The following is a 16,787-nucleotide window of genomic DNA, read 5'->3' as shown; positions in this document are numbered from 1 at the left end:
GTAGATTGGAACCACGGAAAACACGGAATGACACGGAAAAGGCTCCGCGCCTTAAGCCGGCATCCGTGTTCAGTGTTCCGTGTTCTCCGTACGTCCAAACGACAGCGCCTGCGGCGCGCGGGCGGCTAGTTCGCCGAGCCGAACGGTTCGCGGTGATTCGCCCGAAGGCCGTTCTTGCCCGCCGGGACGCCCATCAGGCGCTGATAGTTGCCCCGGATGACGCCGTAGCACTCGCAGGTCAGCGTCAGCAGGCCCGGACGGTCGATGATGTCCACCACGCCGCGGCGGTAGCGGATGAGGCCCTTGTCCTGCAGCGAGCGGGCGACGGCGGTCACGGTGGTGCGCTGCACGCCCAGCATGTCGGCCAGGAACTCCTGGGTCAGAGCGACCGTGTCGCTCGAGATGCGGTCGTGGCAGGTGAGCAGCCAGCGACAGAACCGCGCCTCCACCGAATGGAGCGCGTTGCAGGCGACCGACTGGATCGCGTGTCCGTACAGCGCCTCGGTGTGCCGATCGATCAGCCTGCGCAGCGTCGGGCTCTTCTCCCACGCCTCGTGCAGGCGGTCGGCGGCGATGCGCGAAGCGCGCAGCGGCGTCTGGACGATCGCCCGGGATAGCGACTGACGCGGCGCCACGGCGGCCATCAACCCCAGAGCTCCCTCGGGCCCGATGGTGGTGCTTTCGATCGCGGCCCCATTCTCCATCAGCGTCATCAGCGAGATGACGCCGTCGTGGGGGAAGTAGATGACGTCGATGTCGTCGCCGGGCTCGTAGAGCAGGCGCCCGCGCTCGAGCTCCACCGAGGCGAGGTGGTGCGCGATCCGGGCGAAATCCTCAGCCGGGAGCGCTTCCAGCAGGCTGTTCTGCAACGCGGTGACGGGCCTCTGCATCAGGGGAGATGAAACGCCGTTGGACGGCTCAGGTTTCAAGTTATCGATGCGTCGTCACAAAAACTGTCGAGAACTCGACACTCGTTGCAAGTCGCGGTGGAAAAGACACGGCCACCCTGGGGCGGCCGATAAGCGCTGACCTGCTCGGATAGCTTGGCTGCGTGTCGGATAGCCGACGCAACTCATGGCCTGACCCGATTCTGATCCGAGCAGGGTGTCATCAATTTCTGCAAACGCGCCGCGCCGCCGAGTCTTTACTGGCGTCGCGACGGCGTTGTGTACCGGTCGTTACTGGAAGCTGACGTCGCGCCGCTCGCCGATGTCGGGGATGCTCTTGGTGGCGTTCGCCTTGGCCACTTCAAAGGCGTACTTCAGAAGCCCGCCCTCCGAGACCCATACGGCGGCTTCGCTGACGTCCAGGCGAAGCAGGGTGAGCGAGGGATCGTCCTTGCCTTCGGGGTACCAGGCGGCGACGTGGACGTTCCAGTACTTGTCGATCCGCGCCTTGTCGTGCGCCAGGCTGATGCGGCCGTCGATGCAGGCCTGCAGCTTGCGATCCAGGAAGATGAACGCCGCATCGTTGGCGCCTGAGGCGATCGCCTGGGCCAGGTCGGTGTCGCTCTTGGTGAAGAACCATAGCGTGTTCGTGTCCTTCTCGACGAAGGCGGTCATCGGCTGGAAGTGATGGCTGTCATGCGTCAGGCCCAGCATGCCCGTGTGGTGATCGTCCACGGCCTTCCAAAGGCGCTCCTGGACTTCGTCGTTCGTCAGGTGATCGGTCATGCGATGTCTCCGCGGTTCGGGGGTGGAGCCCAAACCCGCGGACGCGTCCCGCGTTCCCTGGTCGCCCGCCGCCGTGTGGAGAGACGCGCTACGGCTTGCGGTAGACCACCTTGCCGCCCACGACCGTGAGCACGGCGTGGCCCTTGGGGATCGCCGCTTCCGGCGCCGTCATCAGGTCGACCGAGAATCCCGACAGGTCGGCGATCCGACCCACCTGGATCGTGCCGAGCTCGCCCTCGGAGAAGCGGGCGTAGGCCGCGTTCGAGGTGAAGAGCTTCAGCGCCTCGGCCCGGCTCAGCGCCTCTTGCGGGCGCCAGTTCGGGGCCGAGAAGCCGGAGAGGTCCTTGCGGGCCACGGCGGCGTAGAACTCGATCAGCGGATCGCCGCGCTCCACCGGCGCATCCGAGCCGCCGGCGACCACCGCGCCCGACTTGATCAGCGTCTCCCAGGCATAGGCGCCGTCTAGGCGCTTGTCGCCCAGGCGAGCGGGGGCGAAGTGCAGGTCGCCGATCGCGTGGCTGGGCTGCATCGACGCGACGACCCCGAGCGTGCGGAAGCGGGGCAGGTCTGCGGGTCGCACCACCTGGGCATGCTCGATCCGCCAGCGCAGGCCGTCAGGCTTCTGTTCGGCCATCAGGTCGAGGACGCTGGCGTTGCCGCGGTCGCCGATAGCGTGGGCGGCCACCTGAATCCCCGCCGCCTTGGCCTTGGCCATCGCCTCGCGCATTCCCTCCGGCGGGGTCAGGATCAGACCCGTCGTGCCGGGGGCGTCGGAGTAGGGTTCGAACAGCGCGGCCCCGCGTGAGCCCAGGGCCCCGTCGGTGTACATCTTGATGGCCCGGGTCACGATCAGGCCGTCGCGGGTCTTGCGCGGCCCTTCGGCGAACAGCGGGCCCGCCTGGCCCACGTCGACGGCGTTGTAGACCCGCAGCGGCGTCCTGCCCTCGGCGTTCAGGGCCTCCAGCAGCCGCACGTCGTCCCAGGCCACGCTCATCGAATGGACGCCGGTCCAGCCATAGGCGGCCTCGACCTTGAAGGCGGCGTCGAACGCGGCGCGACGGTCGGCTTCGGTGGGGGCGGTCTGCAGCTTGCGGACCAGCGCCATGGCGTTGTCGACCAGCATGCCCGTGGGCTTGCCGGCCTTGTCCTTGAGGATCTCGCCGCCGGCCGGCGCCGGGGTGTTTTCGTCGATCCCGGCGGCCTTCAGCGCCGCCGAATTGGCGACGATCGCATGGCCGTCGGCGCGGCCCAGCAGCACCGGCTGGTCGGGCGCCACGGCGTCGAGGTCGCCGCGCTCGAGGAAGCGGCCCTCGGGCCAGCCCGTCTCGATCCAGCCGCGGCCGAACACCACGCCCGTCGGCCTGCGCGCTTCCAGATAGGCCTTCAGCCGCGCCACGACCTCGGCGGCGGACTTCGAGCCCTCCAGGTTCAGCTGCAGCTCGCGCTCACCGATGCCGCGCAGGTGGGCATGGCTGTCGGTGAAGCCGGGAAAGAGCGCCGCGCCCTTCAGGTCGACGACCGTCGTGGCCTTGCCCAGGTGGGACTGGGCCGCCGCGCGCGAGCCCACGAAGACGATCTTGCCGTCCTTGACCGCCACGGCCTCGGCGGTGGCCGGCGTGGCGTTGGTGTAGACGGGGCCGCCCCAGACTACGAGGTCGGCCGGCTGGGCGAGCGCGGGGGACGCGACGAGGACGGACGCGAGCAGGACGGCGGGGTTGAGCTTCATGGCGGCGAAGCTAGCGGCCGATTTCCACCAGCGCCAGCGACCGCGCCAACAGGCTCCGATCAGTGGCTCTCGCCGCCTAACGCATGCTCATAGATCGCCTGCGCGGTGCCCGCGACGGTGGTCGCGGCGTGCTTGAGGGCGGTCTCACCGACAAAGGTCTCGGCCTCATCGGCAAGCCTCATCAGCTCCTCGGCCACCGCCGCCAGCTTCAGGTAGACGTCGCGATCGTTCATTCCGCACCTTGTTGCTGGATCGTGAAGCACGGCCCGGCGGCCTGTGCTAGACCCAGACGCATGATCTCCTGGGTTTCCGAGCGTCTGGGTCGGCGTGGCCGGGCGGCGCTCCCGTGGGTGGCGACGGCCGGTCTTGTGGCGTGCGCCTTCCTCATTCGCCTTCCCATGCAGGGCGCCCTGGGCGGCAGCCTTGCCTATTCCGCGTTCTATCCCGCCGTCATTCTGTCCGCCTATGCGTTCGGTCGCTGGCCGGCGATCGCGGCGGCGACGGGATCTGCAGCGCTGGCGTACTGGTTCTTCGTGGAACCGGCCTTCGACTGGAAGGACGCGCCGAACGTCATCGCCGGCTTCGTGTTCTTCGCCGTCACCTGCACGGTGATCATCGGCCTGATCACCGGGCTGACCGGGGCCCTGCGGGCGGTGTCGCGCGAACTGGGCCGGGCGCAGGCCGTGGCCGACAGCCATGCCGGCCTGTTTCGCGAGCTCAACGATCGGATGAGCCATCACATGCGGCTGGTGGCCGGCGTGCTGGCCCTGCAGGCCAAGGGCGAGCCTGAGCCACAGGTGGCCGACAGCCTCAAGCGGGCCATGGAGCGATCGCTGCTGATCAGCCGCGTCCATCGCGAACTGGGCGGGCGGGGCGATGATGCGGTCGCCTTCGACGACTTCGCCGCGGCCCTGGCGCGCGCGGTGTGCGCGGCGCGCAACGAGCCGACCGATCGGGTGCTGGTCGACCCCTCGGGTCTGTGTTTGGATGTGGAGGAGGCGACGTCGCTGGGCGTGGCCCTGGCCGAATGTCTCTCGGCGCTGTTCGACGCGGGCGTGGGCGGGACGCTCAGACTGCGCCTGGACGCCCGGGGACGGCAAACTGAGGTGGCGATCTCCCAGGGTGTCGATAACGCCGAGGGCGCGCTGGTCTCGGTGACGAACGGCTATCTGCTCCGCGCGATGACCGAGCAGCTGGGCGCGGCGGTGGCGCTTCGAACCGACGCGACGGGATCGGCGCTGGTGCTTTCGATCCCGCGCGGGGCCGCGGCCGACATCAGGTCGGCCGCGACGCTGCACTAAGGCTAGTAGCCGTTGGCGACCACGCTGGCGATCAGGCCGGTGGCCACAGCCATCAGGACGAAATTGCCGTCGGCGTAGACCCATCGGTGACCGCGGGGCGGCGCGCGCAGGCCGTAGTAGTAGGGGTCCTGCACATAGTAGCCGCGGTAGGCCACGGGCACGTAGCGGCCCGGGCGGTAGCTGTAGCCCTGCGAATAGTAGGGCCGGTAGCCGTAGCCGGGCGCGTACCACTGCCCGCGACGCGCGCCGCGGTAGTCACGCCATTCCGCCCGGCCGCGCCAGGTGTCGGCGCGGGCGCGGTTGTAGCGGACCTCGCGCTGGCTCTGGCGCACCTCGCGGCGGTCGCGCTCCAGTTCCCGGGCTTCGCGGGGGGTGATGCGACCGTCGCGCGCCGCGTCGCGGCGATCTTCGCGCAGCTCACGACGATCTTCCCGCAGTTCCCGGCGGTCTTCGCGGCGCTCCTGGCCATAGGCATTGCCGTGGGGCTGGGCCGCGGCGGCCACGGGCGCGGCCACGGTGGCCAGGGCGACGGCGGCGTACAGAAAGTGCTTCATGACGACTCCTCGATACTCATGCCCCCAACGGCGGCTAAGGAGCGCCTTGCGGACTGAACCCGCTCTGAACTCCCGCGGTCAGGTTCGGTTCATCTGCGCCGCGGCTGCACGGCGCCTCGCTTACGCCACCGCTTTCCGATAAACGCGCTACTCATGTTCCTCTTCTGGGCTTTGGCCGGCGTCCTCGCCGCGGCGGCGGCGGCGTTGATCCTGATGCGCGCCGCGGGCGCGGCGACCGGCGCGGCCGACGCCGATCCGGCGCAGGCGCTCTATCGCCGCCAACTGGGCGAGATCGACGAACTGGCCGAACGCGGCCTGATGGGCGAACCCGAGCGCAAGAGCGCGCACGCCGAGGCGGCCCGGCGGCTGCTGTCGGCCGCCGACGCGCCGGTCCAGCCCTGGACCCCGGACACGAAGGCGCGTGGCGCGGTGCTGCTGGCCGTCGCCGCGGCGCCGGCCGCCGCCCTGGGCCTCTACCTGAACCTGGGCTCGCCGGGCGTCCCCGATCAGCCCTACGCTCAGCGGCTTGCGGCCTGGCGGGCCGGCGACCTGATGCAGCTGACCCCGCCGCAGGCGGCGGCGGTCCTGCGGCAGGTGACCAGCGAACGGCCGCGCGACGCCGAGGGCTTCCGCCTGCTGGGCATGGTGGAAGGCGCGGCTCAGAATCCGCTGGGCGCCGTGCGCGCGCTTCGCAAGGCCAGCGAACTGGCGCCGCAGCGGCCCGAAATCTGGCAGATGCTGGGCGAGGCCGAGATCGTGGCGGCCGGCGGCAAGGTCGACGCCAATGCCGCCGTCGCCTTCGGACGCCTCGCGGCGCTGCAGCCCGGCAATCCCAGCGCCCGCTTCTTCCTGGCGCAGGCCAAGGCCGACGCAGGCCGCAAGGACCAGGCGGTGTCCGAGCTCCAGGCGCTGCTGGCCGACATGCCCGCCGCGGACGAGCGCCGCGGCGCTGTCGAGGCCTCCATCGCGCGGATCCGAGGCGAGTCCGAGCCGGTGCGCGATCCGGCCCAGCAGGCGATGATCCAGGGCATGGTCGCGGGCCTCGCCGCCAAGCTAAAGACGAACCCTGAAAATCCGGAAGGCTGGGTGCGGCTGGTTCGCGCTTACGCCGTCCTGGGCGATACTGCGAAACGCGACGAAGCCTACGCCAGCGCACGGGCGCGCTACGCAGGTCAGCCGCAGGTGGTGCAACAGTTGGATGAGGCCGCTCGCGCGGAACAGATGCAATGAGTTTCCTGCCGAAATCCCGCAAGGCGCGGACCCGCCTTCTGCTCCTGTCGGTGATCGCCCCGGTGGTCGCCGTCGCCGTGGGCCTGACCCTGTGGGGGATGCGAGACTCGATCTCGCTGTTCTACACGCCCTCGCAGGCGGCCGAGGCCAAGCCCGCACCGGGCCGGGCGATCCAGCTGGGCGGGCTGGTCAAGGCGGGGTCGGTGCTCAAGCACGCGGACGGCCGCGTCGAATTCACCGTCCAGGACCAGATCGCCGCTGACCGCGTGGTCTTCCAGGGCGACCTGCCCGACCTGTTCCGTGAGGGTCAGGGGATCATAGCCGAGGGCGCTTACCGTCACGACGGGATCTTCGAGGCCAAGCGCGTGCTGGCCAAGCACGATGAGACCTACATGCCCAAGGAAGTCGCCGACGCCCTGAAGGAACAGGGCGAATGGCGCGGTGACGGCGCGCCGCCGCCTGCGTACGGAACGCCCGGCAAGAGCGGCATATGATCTCGGAGATCGGCGCCTTCGCGCTCATCCTGGCGCTGGCGCTTTCGGTCGCACAGGTGGGGCTCTCGGCCGCCGCCCGCGTCCGCCGTTCGGCGGCGCTGGCCGGGGCGGGCGAGGGCGCGGCGCTGGGCGCGTTCGCCGCCGTGGCTGTGGCGTTCGCGGCCCTGATGCACGCCTTCGTCGTGTCGGACTTTTCGGTGGCGAACGTCGCCGCCAACTCGCATTCGGCCAAGCCGCTGCTGTACCGGGTCGCCGGCACGTGGGGGAGCCACGAGGGCTCGATGCTGCTGTGGTGCCTGGCGCTGACCGGTTTCGGCGCCGCGGTGGCCGGCCTGGGCCGCGACCTGCCGCGCGGCCTGCGGGCGCTGACCGTGGCGACCCAGGGGACGCTGGGCGTCGTGTTCCTGGCCTACACCGTCTTCGCCTCGAACCCCCTGGCGCGGCTCGCGCAGGCGCCGGCCGAGGGCCGCTCGCTGAACCCGCTGCTCCAGGACCCCGCGCTCGCCGTCCATCCGCCCTTCCTCTATGCGGGCTATGTCGGTCTGTCGGTGGTGTTCTCGCTGGCGGTCGCCGCCCTGATCGAAGGCCGCGTGGACGCCGCCTGGTCGCGCTGGGTCCGGCCCTGGACGCTGGCGGCGTGGAGCATGCTGACCGTCGGCATCACCCTGGGGTCCTTCTGGGCCTACTACGAGCTGGGCTGGGGCGGCTGGTGGTTCTGGGACCCGGTGGAGAACGCCAGCTTCATGCCCTGGCTGATCGCCACGGCGCTGCTGCACTCGTCCATCGTCACCGAGAAGCGCGGGGCTATGGCCGGCTGGACCGTGTTCCTGGCGCTGGCCGCCTTTTCGTTCTCGATGCTGGGCGCGTTCCTGGTGCGCTCGGGCGTGCTGACGTCGGTCCACGCCTTCGCGGTCGACCCGACGCGCGGCGTGCTGCTCCTGATTATCCTGGGGTTCACCGCGGGTGTAGGCTTCACCCTCTTCGCCTGGCGGGCGCCCACGCTCAGCCAGGGCGGCATGTTCGCGCCCATCAGCCGCGAGAGCGCGCTGGTGATGAACAACATCCTCTTGGCCGCCGCGACGGCCACGGTGCTGCTGGGCACGCTGTACCCGCTGATCCGCGAGGCGATGACCGGCGAGGCGATCTCGGTGGGGCCGCCCTACTTCAACCTGACCTTCACCCCGCTGATGGTGGCGCTGCTGGTTCTGGTCCCGGCCGGGCCGCTGCTGGCGTGGAAGCGGGGCGACGCGGGGGGCCTGATCCAGCGGCTGTGGGTCGCCCTGCTGATCGCGGCCGGGGCAGGCCTGCTTACCATCGCGCTGGTCAGCCCGAAGAAGGCGTTCGGCGCGGCGGGCGTAGCGCTCGGCGCCTGGCTGATCGCCGGCGCCCTGGCCGAACTGGTCGAGCGCACGCGGGCCTTCCGCGCCCCCGCGGGCGAAAGCCTGCGTCGCCTGGCCGGCCTGCCGCGCGGCGCCTGGGGCATGACGCTCGCGCACCTGGGCCTGGGCGTCTTCGTCCTGGGCGCGGTGTTCGAGGTGACCTGGAAGGTCGAGGCGGCCGAGGCTGTGCCGATCGGCGGCGGCGTCAACGTGGGCGCCTATTCGGTGCGCTTGGACGACGTGCGACCCGTCGAGGGCCCGAACTACGACGCCGACCGCGGCGCCCTGACCGTCAACCGTGCGGGCCAGACCATCTGCCGGGTGCAGCCTGAACGGCGGCTCTACATCGCCGGCGGCCAGACCACCTCGGAAGTGGGACTCTGCTACCAGGGTCTCAGCCACATCTATGTGGTGCTGGGCGAGCGGCGCGAGGGTGGGACCTATCTGGTGCGCGCCTACTGGAACCCGTGGGCCAGCCTGATCTTCGTGGGACCCGTGCTGATGGGCCTGGGCGGGCTGGTCTCGCTCTCGGACCGCCGGTTGCGCCTGGGCGTCGGCCGACGGCGGGAGCAGGCCGCGTGAAGCTTCGCGCGCTTCTGATCGCGCTGGCGGGCGCGGCGTGCATCGCCGCGGCCTCGGATCCGGCCGAACGTCTGCCCGACCCCAAGCAGGAGGCCGCGGCCCGCGAGATCTTCCGCGATGTCCGCTGCCTCGTCTGCCAGAACGAGTCGATCGACGACAGCGAAGCCGAGCTGGCGCAGGACCTGCGGCGCATCGTCCGCGATCAGGTCAAGGCAGGGAAATCCGAGTCCGAGATCAAGAGCTTCCTGACCGACCGCTATGGCGAGTTCGTGCTGCTGCGCCCCAGCTTCTCGGCCGGCAACATGGCGCTGTGGCTGGGACCGTTCCTGGTCGCCGCCGCCGGGATCGCGTTGCTGTTCGCGCGGCTGCGGAGGCGGGCGCCCGACGCCGAGCTGGACGCGGTGGAGGAAAGGCGGATCGCCGCTTTGATGGACGACGACGCCTCCTGACACGATCCCGCCCCATATTGGACGCGAAGCATGGCCACGGTGACCTAAACGTAACTTGAGGGGCGTTGCACTTCGGTGCATCCGACCTAGGTTGTGAGTGAGCGCGCGCGGACAGGTCCCCCGAGACGCGTGCAGGGAAACGAAGACTGATGACGACCAAGAAGACCGGTTACATTCTGGGCGCCGTCGCCGGCGCCGGCGTCATGGCGGCGGCCGTGGCGGGCGCAGGGATGCGCCTCCCGTCCGCGCATGCCGAACAAGGCCAGCAGGTTGGCCTCATCAAGGCCTCCACCACCCCCATCTTCGCGCCGCCCCCGGGCGCGCCCATGTCCTTCGCCGACATCTTCGACCGTGTCTCGCCGGCCGTGGTGTCGATCAACGTGACCAGCCGCGCCGATCCCAGCGCGCTGCAGCGCATCCCCGGACTGCCGTTCCTGATCCCGCGGAACCCCCAGGGGGGCCAGGACGGCGACGGCGGTGACGACGACGGCGACAACCGGACCGAACGCGGCCAGCCGCGCCTGCCCTCGCAGCAGTCGTCGGGCTCGGGCTTCTTCATCTCGGCCGACGGCTACATCGTCACCAACAACCACGTCGTCGAGAACGCCGAGACCATCAAGGTCGTGCTCAAGGACGAGACCGAACTCGACGCCGAGATCGTGGGCCGCGACGAGGCCACCGACCTGGCGGTCATCCGGGTGAAGGGCCGCAAGGGTCCGTTCCCGTTCGTGAACTTCGAGAACGCCGGCAAGCCCCGCGTGGGCGACTGGGTCATCACCGTCGGCAACCCCTTCGGCCTGGGCGGCACCGCCACCGCCGGCATCGTCTCGGCCTACGGCCGCGACATCGGCGAAACCTTCGTCGACTACATCCAGATCGACGCGCCCATCAACCGGGGCAACTCGGGCGGCCCGACGTTCGACGTCTACGGCCGGGTGATCGGCGTGAACACGGCGATCTTCTCGCCGTCGGGCGGCTCGGTGGGCATCGGCTTCGCCATCCCCTCGGAAGTGGCTGAGGGCGTGACCCGGCAACTGATCAGCGGCGGCAAGATCGAGCGCGGATACATCGGCGCCACCATCCAGAACTTCTCGGCCGAGATGGCCGAGGCCCAAGGCCTGGGCGACCAGAAGGGCGCCATCGTCGCCGACATCTCGCCGGGCGGTCCGTCGTCGCGAGCCGGCGTGCTGGTGGGCGACGTGGTGATCGCAGTCAACGGCGTCGCGGTGAAGAGCTCGTCCGATCTCACCCGCCAGGTGGCGCGCGTGCGGGCCGGCGACGTGCTGAAGCTGGACGTGATCCGCGACGGCAAGCGCCGCATGGTCGAGGTGCGCTCGGGCGTGCGGCCGTCGGAACGCGAGCTGGCCTCGAACGACAATACCGGCCCGGGTCGCGGCGGAGCGGTTCCCGGAGCGGGGCCCAGCGCACGGGCGCCCGTCCTCGGCATGTCGCTGGGTCCGCTGGATGAGCCCGCCCGCAACCGCCTGAACCTGCCGGCCGAGGTGCGCGGCGCTCTCGTGGAAAGCGTCGACCAGGCGTCGGACGCCGGGACCAAGGGCCTGCGCCGCGGCGACGTGATCACGCTGGCCAACGGCCGCGCGGTGGCGGCGCCGACCGACTTCGCCGCCATCGTCGATGCGGCCAAGAAGGCCGGCCGCACCAGCGTGTTGGTGGGCGTCTACCGCAACGGCCGCACCGCCTTCCTGCCGATCAAGGTTTCAGGCTAGATTCCCTGTCCTGACTGGCTGGGGAATCACATGCGGATCCTGATCGTCGAAGACGACCTGGAAGCGGCCGAGGCGATGGCGCGGGGTCTGACCGAAGCCGGTCATGACATCACCCGCGGGGCCGACGGAGAGGAAGGCCTGGCCGCCGCCCGCGGGGGCGAGTTCGACGTCATGGTCGTCGACCGCATGATGCCCAAGATGAACGGCGTCCAGCTGGTGGAGACCCTCCGCCGCGAGGGCGACCGTACGCCGGTGCTGTTCCTGTCGGCCCTGGGCGAGGTCTCGGACCGCGTCGACGGCCTGCAGGCCGGCGGCGACGACTATCTGGTCAAGCCCTACGCCTTCCCGGAACTGATCGCCCGGATCGAGGCCCTGGCGCGCCGGCGCGAGACCGGCTCGGTGCAGACCCTGCTCAAGGTGGGCGAGCTGGAGATGGACCTCATCGCCCGCACCGTTCACCGCCAGGGCAAGGAGATTGACCTGCAGCCCCGCGAGTTCCAGCTGCTGGAATTCATGATGCGCCACGCCGGCCAATCGGTGACGCGCACGATGCTGCTGGAAAAGGTCTGGCACTACCACTTCGACCCCCAGACCAACGTCATCGACGTGCACATCAGCCGCCTGCGCTCCAAGATCGACAAGGGCTTCGACCGGCCCATGCTGCAGACCGTCCGCGGCGCGGGCTACCGGCTCGACGCCTGACCACGCGCCGAAGGCGCAAGAAATTGAACCACGGAAAACACAGAAACCACGGAAAGCGACCTGACGCCGGCCTCAGTGCTCCCGCGGCGTCCTTCCGTGCTTTCTGTGTTTTCCGTGGTTCGAATCTTACGGCGCTGACGCGCCACCGCGGCTGAGATGGCCGTGAAGCTTCCGCGCATCTTCCGGACGACTCCGTTCCGGCTGACGCTGCTGTTCCTGGCTCTGTTCGCGAGCGCGGCCTCGGCGTTCCTGGCCTACATCTATGTGGCCACCGCCGGCGAGGCGACGCGGCGCACCGACCAGGAGATCCGGCGCGAGATGCGCTCACTGGTCGATATCTACGACCGGGCTGGGGTCGACGCCGTCAACCAGTCGCTGATCGAACGGGCGGCCAGCGAGAAGCCGTTCCTCTATCTGCTGCTCACCAAGGACAACCGGCGCATCTCGGGTTCGATCGAGGAGAGCCCGGTCGAGGACTTCACCGGCCGGCCGGCCTGGGCCACCTTCCAGGTGACCGATGTCGACCGCGAGGGCCGCGCGGTGAAGCACCCGGCCCGCGGCCTGCAACAGCAGCTGCAGCACGGCGAGATCCTCTTCGTCGGCGCCGACGCCGGCGACGATGAGGCCTATGTGGCCCGGGTGGTGCGCGCGCTCTGGGCCTCGGCGGCGCTGGTCGTCCTGCTGGGCCTGGCCGGCGGGGTGCTGGTCAGTCGCAACGTCTCGCGCACGATGGTCAACCTGATCGACGTGGTCGAGCGGGTGCGCAATGGCGAGCAGGGCGTGCGCGCCCGGGTCCGCGGGGCCCGCGACGAGTTCGACGAGCTGGCTCAGGGCGTCAACGACATGCTGGACCGGCTTGAGCGGTCTATGCAGGGCCACAAGCACGCGGGCGACGCCATCGCCCACGACCTGCGCTCGCCGCTCACGCGCCTGCGGGCCCGGCTGGAGACCGCCTACATCGACGTCGAGGCGGGCAAGGGCGACGCGACCGAGGCCCTGGCGCAGGCCCTGGAAGACACCGACGGGGTGCTCAAGACCTTCGGCGCGGTGCTCTCGATCGCCCGGCTGCAGGCTGCCGGCGCCGCGCCCGACCCGGTGATCTTCGATCCCGCCGACCTGGGGGCTGACATCGCCGAGCTGTACGAAGCGTTCTGCGAAGAGAAGGACATCGAGTTCTCGGCCGAACTGGCCCGGGACCTCACCATCCGAGGCAACCGTGAGTTCCTGGCCCAGGCGCTGGCCAACCTGCTGGACAACGCCATCAAGTACACGCCCCCCGGCGGCGCCATCATGCTGCGCTGCCGCCGCCGTTCGTCGGGCGAGGTGGAGTACTCGATCACCGACACCGGCCCCGGCGTGCCCGAGGAGGATCGCGAGCGCGTGATCCAGCGCTTTGTGCGCCTGGAGAAGGACCGCAGCCAGCCCGGCGCCGGCCTCGGCCTGTCGCTGGTCGCCGCCATCGCCGAGGCGCACGGCGGCCGCCTGGAATTGTCCGAAGGCCCCGGCAAGGTCGGCGACATGGGCCCCGGCCTGCGCGTGGCGTTTATCCTGCCTCGACCTTAGCGAGTTCAACTCGGGGAGAGGGGCTCAGCGACCCGCCAGCCGCGCATCAAGCGCGTATCGGCCCGGGCCGTGGGTCGCGAGGACGAGGCCGATCACCACGAGGCACATCGACCCGAACGATCCCCGCCACCCCTGCAGATGGTCCACCATCACGATGGCGATCACGAAGTTCACGGCGCACAGCAGTCCCGCCCATCGGGTCGCGAGCCCCAGCACGAACGACACGCCGATGCCGAACTGCACCCAGACGTCGAAGGGCGCCAGCAGTTCGGGGGCCGGGAAGCCGAACTGGCGCAGGAACGTGACGAAGGTCGCCATGTGTTCGGCCGAGGTGATGTTGTCCCAGACGCCCCAGACCAGGAACGAGCCCACCGCAATCCGCATGGCGAGAAACGCCAGGTCGCTTCCGGCGGTCAGTTGCGGGAGCGTGATAAGGCGGTTCATTGCGGCGACCCTCCGACGTCTGGATAGATGCGTGGCATGAGTCCCGAAGGTTCCCGAACGCAACGCCTGGCCGGCCGCCTGAGGCCCTGCGGCCCCGTGCTCGACGCCAAGGCCGCCGAACGCGCACGCGAGATCGTCGAGGGGGCGGTCTGGACGGCCGAGCTGGAAACCGCCTGGCCGGCGCTAGCCCCGGTGTTCGGCGCCTCGCCCTATCTGGCCAGCCTCGCGCGGCGCGACCCGCCGCGGCTGGCCTTGCTGCTGGCCGACGATCCCGATGCGCGACTGGCGTCAATCCTCGCGCGCACCGCCGAGGTGGCGGCGCTGACGCCCGATGCGGCCGCCGCGCCGCTGCGCCTGCTGAAGCAGGAGCTGCACCTGCTGACCGCGCTCTGCGACCTGGGTGGGGTGTGGGACCTGGATCAGGTGACCGGCGCACTGACTCATTTCGCCGACGCCGCCGTCGCCGCGTCGCTGGAATCGGCCGCACGCGGCGAGCTGGATGCGGAGCGGCTCACGCGCCTGGGCGACGGCGACGAGGGCCCGGTCCCGGGCTGGTTCTGCATCGCCATGGGCAAGCAAGGGGCGTTCGAACTCAACTACTCCAGCGACATCGACGTCTCGGTCTTCTTCGATCCCGACCGGATGGCGACGGTGCTGGCCGAGGGCGTCGAGATCCAGGCCTTCGCCGTGCGCCTGACCCACCGCGTGTCCGAGCTCATGCAGGCCAAGACGCCTGACGGCTACGTCTTCCGCATGGACCTGCGGCTGCGTCCGGACCCGTCTTCGACCCCGCCCGCGGTCCCGGTGCCCGCGGCGCTCGAGTACTACGAGACCGTCGGCCAGAACTGGGAGCGCGCCGCGTTCATCAAGGCCCGCGCCTGCGCCGGAGACCGGACGGCCGCGGCGGCGTTCCTGGGCGAGCTGGTCCCCTACATCTGGCGCAAGAACCTCGACTTCGCGGCCATCGCCGACATCCATTCGATCAAGCGCCAGATCCACGCCCACAAGGTGGACGAGCGGGTCTCGGCCAAGGGCGTCGACCTGAAGCTGGGCCGCGGCGGCATCCGCGAGATCGAGTTCTACGTGCAGACCCAGCAGCTGATTCTGGGCGGCCGACATCCCGACCTCCGCAGCCCACGGACCCTGGATGCGCTGGCCGCCCTCAGCGCGGCCGGACATGTGAGCGTCGGCGCGCGGGACGACCTGACGGCCGCCTACGACCGTCTGCGCGCCGTCGAGCATCGCATCCAGATGCTGGACGACGAGCAGACCCACAAACTCCCGGAGTCGGACGCCGACCGGCGGCGGGTCGCGGCTCTGTCGGGCGATGCGCCGCTGCGCAGCTTCGACGCCGAGATCACCCGCACGCTCAAGACCGTCAACGCCCGCTACGGCGAGCTCTTCGCCGAGGAGGAGCAGTTGTCGTCGCGGTTCGGCAGCCTGGTGTTCACCGGCGTCGACGACGACCCCGAGACCCTGGCGACCCTGAAGCGGATGGGTTTCTCGAACCCGCAGCAGGTCTCGCAGACCATCCGCAGCTGGCACCATGGACACGTGGCGGCGACCCGCACCGAGCGGGGCCGGGAGCTGTTCACCCGCCTGGCGCCGCGGCTGCTGGAGGCCGCGCAGAGGACCGGCGCCCCGGACCCCGCCTTCAACCGGTTCTGCGACTTCTTCGGCGGCCTCTCCACCGGGGTGCAGCTGCAGTCGTTGTTCCTGTCGCAGCCCAAGCTGTTCGAACTGGTGGTCCAGGTGCTGGCCTTCGCGCCGCGCCTGGCGGCGACGCTGGGCCGTCGCCCGGCCGCGATCGACGCCATGGTGGACCCTGACTTCTTCGAGGAGATCGACGTTGCGGCCGAGCGCGCCGACATCGCCCGACGGGTCGCCCGCGCCGAGGGGTTCGAAGGCGCCATGGACGAGGTGCGCCGTATCCACCGCGAGCAGGCGTTCCGGGTGGGCGTGCAGGTGATGAGCGGCTCGGCCACCGCCGAGATGGCGGGGCGCGACTTCGCCGACCTGGCCGATCTCTGCATCGAGGCTTTGGCGCCCGCCGCCCTGGCCGAGGCCGAGCGGATGGGCGGCGCGTTCCCCGGCGACGTGGCGGTGGTGGCGCTGGGCAAGTGCGGCTCGCGCGAGATGAGCGCCGGTTCGGACCTGGACCTGATGACCCTCTACCGCGCCGCCGACCCCACGGCCGTCTCGGAGCTGAAGGGCTGGGACGCCTCGACCTACTACGGCCGGTTCACCCAACGGCTGATCGCGGCGCTGTCGTCGCCCACCGCCGAGGGCCAGCTGTACGAGGTGGACATGCAGCTGCGGCCGTCGGGCACCAAGGGGCCGGTGGCGGTGAGCTTCGCGGCGTTCGGCCACTACTACGAGGGCGAGGCCGAGACCTGGGAGCTGCTGGCGCTGACCCGGGCGCGGGTGGTCTGGTCGACCTCTACGGCGTTCACCGCCGCCGCGCAGGGCGCGATCGAGGCGGCGCTTCGCCGGCGGCGCGACCGCCGCAAGACCGCCGCCGACGTGCGCGAGATGCGCCAGCTCCTGGAGGACGAGCGGCCGCCGAAGGGGCCGTGGGACCTGAAGCTGTCCCCGGGTGGGCTGGTCGACATCGAGTTCGCCGCCCAGTTCCTGCAACTGGCCCATGCGGCCGACGGCGGGCCGTTGCAGGCGAACACGGCGGCGGCGCTGGCGGCGCTGGGGGCGGCCGAACTCGCCCCCGCCGAGGCGGTGGCGGCGCTGTCCGACGCGTGGCGCCTGCAGCAGGATCTCACCCAGCTCCTGAAGGTCGCCCTCGGCAGCGATCCCGATCCCGCCTCGGAGCCTAAGGCCTTCCAGGCGCTGCTGTCCCGCGCGGGCGGCGTGAAGACGTTCAAGGCGCTGGAAAGACGCCTGGCCGAGGCCCGCGCGGCGGCGCGTAAAGCCTACCTCGAGGTCGTGACCTGAGTTCCGTCCCAGTTGGG

The 16,787-nt window shown here is 70.4% G+C and carries 15 protein-coding genes; 9 read left to right on the top strand and 6 right to left on the bottom strand.

Annotated features, from left to right (window positions below):
- Positions 1-125 precede the first annotated feature (125 nt).
- From ACQ66R_RS08610 to ACQ66R_RS08595, 4 genes are all read right to left on the bottom strand, one after another.
- Positions 126-890, bottom strand: coding sequence for a Crp/Fnr family transcriptional regulator (locus ACQ66R_RS08610; protein WP_430421040.1), 765 nt, complete (start codon positions 888-890; stop codon positions 126-128).
- A 288-nt stretch (positions 891-1,178) separates the two neighbouring features.
- Positions 1,179-1,673 (bottom strand): pyridoxamine 5'-phosphate oxidase family protein, encoded by a 495-nt coding sequence (locus tag ACQ66R_RS08605; protein WP_430421038.1) that lies wholly within the window; start codon positions 1,671-1,673, stop codon positions 1,179-1,181.
- Between the two features lie 88 nt (positions 1,674-1,761).
- The gene (locus tag ACQ66R_RS08600; protein WP_430421036.1) at positions 1,762-3,399 is read right to left on the bottom strand and encodes an amidohydrolase; all 1,638 of its coding nucleotides are present in this window, start codon (positions 3,397-3,399) and stop codon (positions 1,762-1,764) included.
- Between the two features lie 59 nt (positions 3,400-3,458).
- On the bottom strand, positions 3,459-3,632 hold the full coding sequence (locus tag ACQ66R_RS08595; protein WP_430421034.1) for a hypothetical protein: 174 nt from the start codon (positions 3,630-3,632) through the stop codon (positions 3,459-3,461).
- 60 nt (positions 3,633-3,692) lie between these two features.
- Here ACQ66R_RS08595 and ACQ66R_RS08590 point away from each other — a divergent pair, with 60 nt between their 5' ends.
- Positions 3,693-4,700: a DUF4118 domain-containing protein gene (locus tag ACQ66R_RS08590; RefSeq protein ID WP_430421032.1), complete on the top strand. Its 1,008-nt coding sequence runs from the start codon at positions 3,693-3,695 to the stop codon at positions 4,698-4,700.
- A 2-nt stretch (positions 4,701-4,702) separates the two neighbouring features.
- Here the strand turns inward: ACQ66R_RS08590 and ACQ66R_RS08585 are convergent, their stop codons facing one another.
- Positions 4,703-5,254, bottom strand: coding sequence for an RcnB family protein (locus ACQ66R_RS08585; protein WP_430421030.1), 552 nt, complete (start codon positions 5,252-5,254; stop codon positions 4,703-4,705).
- Between the two features lie 153 nt (positions 5,255-5,407).
- Between ACQ66R_RS08585 and ccmI the strand changes: the two genes are divergently transcribed.
- The 7 genes from ccmI to ACQ66R_RS08550 all read left to right on the top strand — a co-directional run bounded on the left by ccmI (position 5,408) and on the right by ACQ66R_RS08550 (position 13,380).
- On the top strand, positions 5,408-6,484 hold the full coding sequence (gene ccmI, locus ACQ66R_RS08580; RefSeq protein WP_430421028.1) for a c-type cytochrome biogenesis protein CcmI: 1,077 nt from the start codon (positions 5,408-5,410) through the stop codon (positions 6,482-6,484).
- A complete protein-coding gene (gene ccmE, locus ACQ66R_RS08575; RefSeq protein WP_430421026.1) occupies positions 6,481-6,978 on the top strand; it encodes a cytochrome c maturation protein CcmE in 498 nt (165 codons plus the stop codon). Before ccmI ends, ccmE begins: the two co-directional genes overlap by 4 nt.
- On the top strand, positions 6,975-8,939 hold the full coding sequence (locus ACQ66R_RS08570) for a heme lyase CcmF/NrfE family subunit (RefSeq protein WP_430421025.1): 1,965 nt from the start codon (positions 6,975-6,977) through the stop codon (positions 8,937-8,939). The genes ccmE and ACQ66R_RS08570 overlap by 4 nt, the downstream gene beginning before the upstream one ends.
- Positions 8,936-9,388, top strand: coding sequence for a cytochrome c-type biogenesis protein (locus ACQ66R_RS08565; RefSeq protein WP_430421023.1), 453 nt, complete (start codon positions 8,936-8,938; stop codon positions 9,386-9,388). The genes ACQ66R_RS08570 and ACQ66R_RS08565 overlap by 4 nt, the downstream gene beginning before the upstream one ends.
- 149 nt (positions 9,389-9,537) lie before the next feature.
- Complete coding sequence (locus ACQ66R_RS08560) at positions 9,538-11,115, top strand: Do family serine endopeptidase (RefSeq protein WP_430421021.1); 1,578 nt, start codon at positions 9,538-9,540, stop codon at positions 11,113-11,115.
- Between the two features lie 30 nt (positions 11,116-11,145).
- Positions 11,146-11,817, top strand: a complete 672-nt coding sequence (locus ACQ66R_RS08555) for a response regulator transcription factor (RefSeq protein ID WP_421937549.1) — start codon at positions 11,146-11,148, stop codon at positions 11,815-11,817.
- A gap of 162 nt (positions 11,818-11,979) precedes the next feature.
- A complete protein-coding gene (locus tag ACQ66R_RS08550) occupies positions 11,980-13,380 on the top strand; it encodes a sensor histidine kinase (protein WP_430421019.1) in 1,401 nt (466 codons plus the stop codon).
- A gap of 24 nt (positions 13,381-13,404) precedes the next feature.
- Here ACQ66R_RS08550 and ACQ66R_RS08545 read toward each other — a convergent pair whose 3' ends face one another.
- Positions 13,405-13,824, bottom strand: coding sequence for a DoxX family protein (locus ACQ66R_RS08545; RefSeq protein WP_430421017.1), 420 nt, complete (start codon positions 13,822-13,824; stop codon positions 13,405-13,407).
- Positions 13,825-13,860: 36 nt separating this feature from the next.
- Between ACQ66R_RS08545 and ACQ66R_RS08540 the strand changes: the two genes are divergently transcribed.
- Positions 13,861-16,770: a bifunctional [glutamine synthetase] adenylyltransferase/[glutamine synthetase]-adenylyl-L-tyrosine phosphorylase gene (locus ACQ66R_RS08540; RefSeq protein WP_430421015.1), complete on the top strand. Its 2,910-nt coding sequence runs from the start codon at positions 13,861-13,863 to the stop codon at positions 16,768-16,770.
- The last annotated feature ends 17 nt before the right edge of the window (positions 16,771-16,787 follow it).

This window comes from Phenylobacterium sp., from assembly GCF_965284355.1.
Taxonomy (GTDB): Bacteria; Pseudomonadota; Alphaproteobacteria; order Caulobacterales; family Caulobacteraceae; genus Phenylobacterium.
The sequence above is the reverse complement of the archived record's forward strand: the minus strand, read 5'-3'. Positions and strand labels throughout refer to the sequence as shown.

Excerpts from the sequence above, each read along its gene's own strand:
- ACQ66R_RS08600 (WP_430421036.1), bottom strand. The coding sequence starts at position 3,399 with ATGAAGCTCAACCCCGCCGTCCTGCTCGCGTCCGTCCTCGTCGCGTCC.
- ACQ66R_RS08585 (WP_430421030.1), bottom strand. The coding sequence starts at position 5,254 with ATGAAGCACTTTCTGTACGCCGCCGTCGCCCTGGCCACCGTGGCCGCG.
- ACQ66R_RS08595 (WP_430421034.1), bottom strand. The coding sequence starts at position 3,632 with ATGAACGATCGCGACGTCTACCTGAAGCTGGCGGCGGTGGCCGAGGAG.
- ACQ66R_RS08555 (WP_421937549.1), top strand. The coding sequence starts at position 11,146 with ATGCGGATCCTGATCGTCGAAGACGACCTGGAAGCGGCCGAGGCGATG.
- ccmI (WP_430421028.1), top strand. The coding sequence starts at position 5,408 with ATGTTCCTCTTCTGGGCTTTGGCCGGCGTCCTCGCCGCGGCGGCGGCG.
- ACQ66R_RS08610 (WP_430421040.1), bottom strand. The coding sequence starts at position 890 with ATGCAGAGGCCCGTCACCGCGTTGCAGAACAGCCTGCTGGAAGCGCTC.
- ACQ66R_RS08560 (WP_430421021.1), top strand. The coding sequence starts at position 9,538 with ATGACGACCAAGAAGACCGGTTACATTCTGGGCGCCGTCGCCGGCGCC.
- ACQ66R_RS08540 (WP_430421015.1), top strand. The coding sequence starts at position 13,861 with ATGAGTCCCGAAGGTTCCCGAACGCAACGCCTGGCCGGCCGCCTGAGG.
- ACQ66R_RS08605 (WP_430421038.1), bottom strand. The coding sequence starts at position 1,673 with ATGACCGATCACCTGACGAACGACGAAGTCCAGGAGCGCCTTTGGAAG.
- ACQ66R_RS08570 (WP_430421025.1), top strand. The coding sequence starts at position 6,975 with ATGATCTCGGAGATCGGCGCCTTCGCGCTCATCCTGGCGCTGGCGCTT.
- ccmE (WP_430421026.1), top strand. The coding sequence starts at position 6,481 with ATGAGTTTCCTGCCGAAATCCCGCAAGGCGCGGACCCGCCTTCTGCTC.
- ACQ66R_RS08590 (WP_430421032.1), top strand. The coding sequence starts at position 3,693 with ATGATCTCCTGGGTTTCCGAGCGTCTGGGTCGGCGTGGCCGGGCGGCG.
- ACQ66R_RS08545 (WP_430421017.1), bottom strand. The coding sequence starts at position 13,824 with ATGAACCGCCTTATCACGCTCCCGCAACTGACCGCCGGAAGCGACCTG.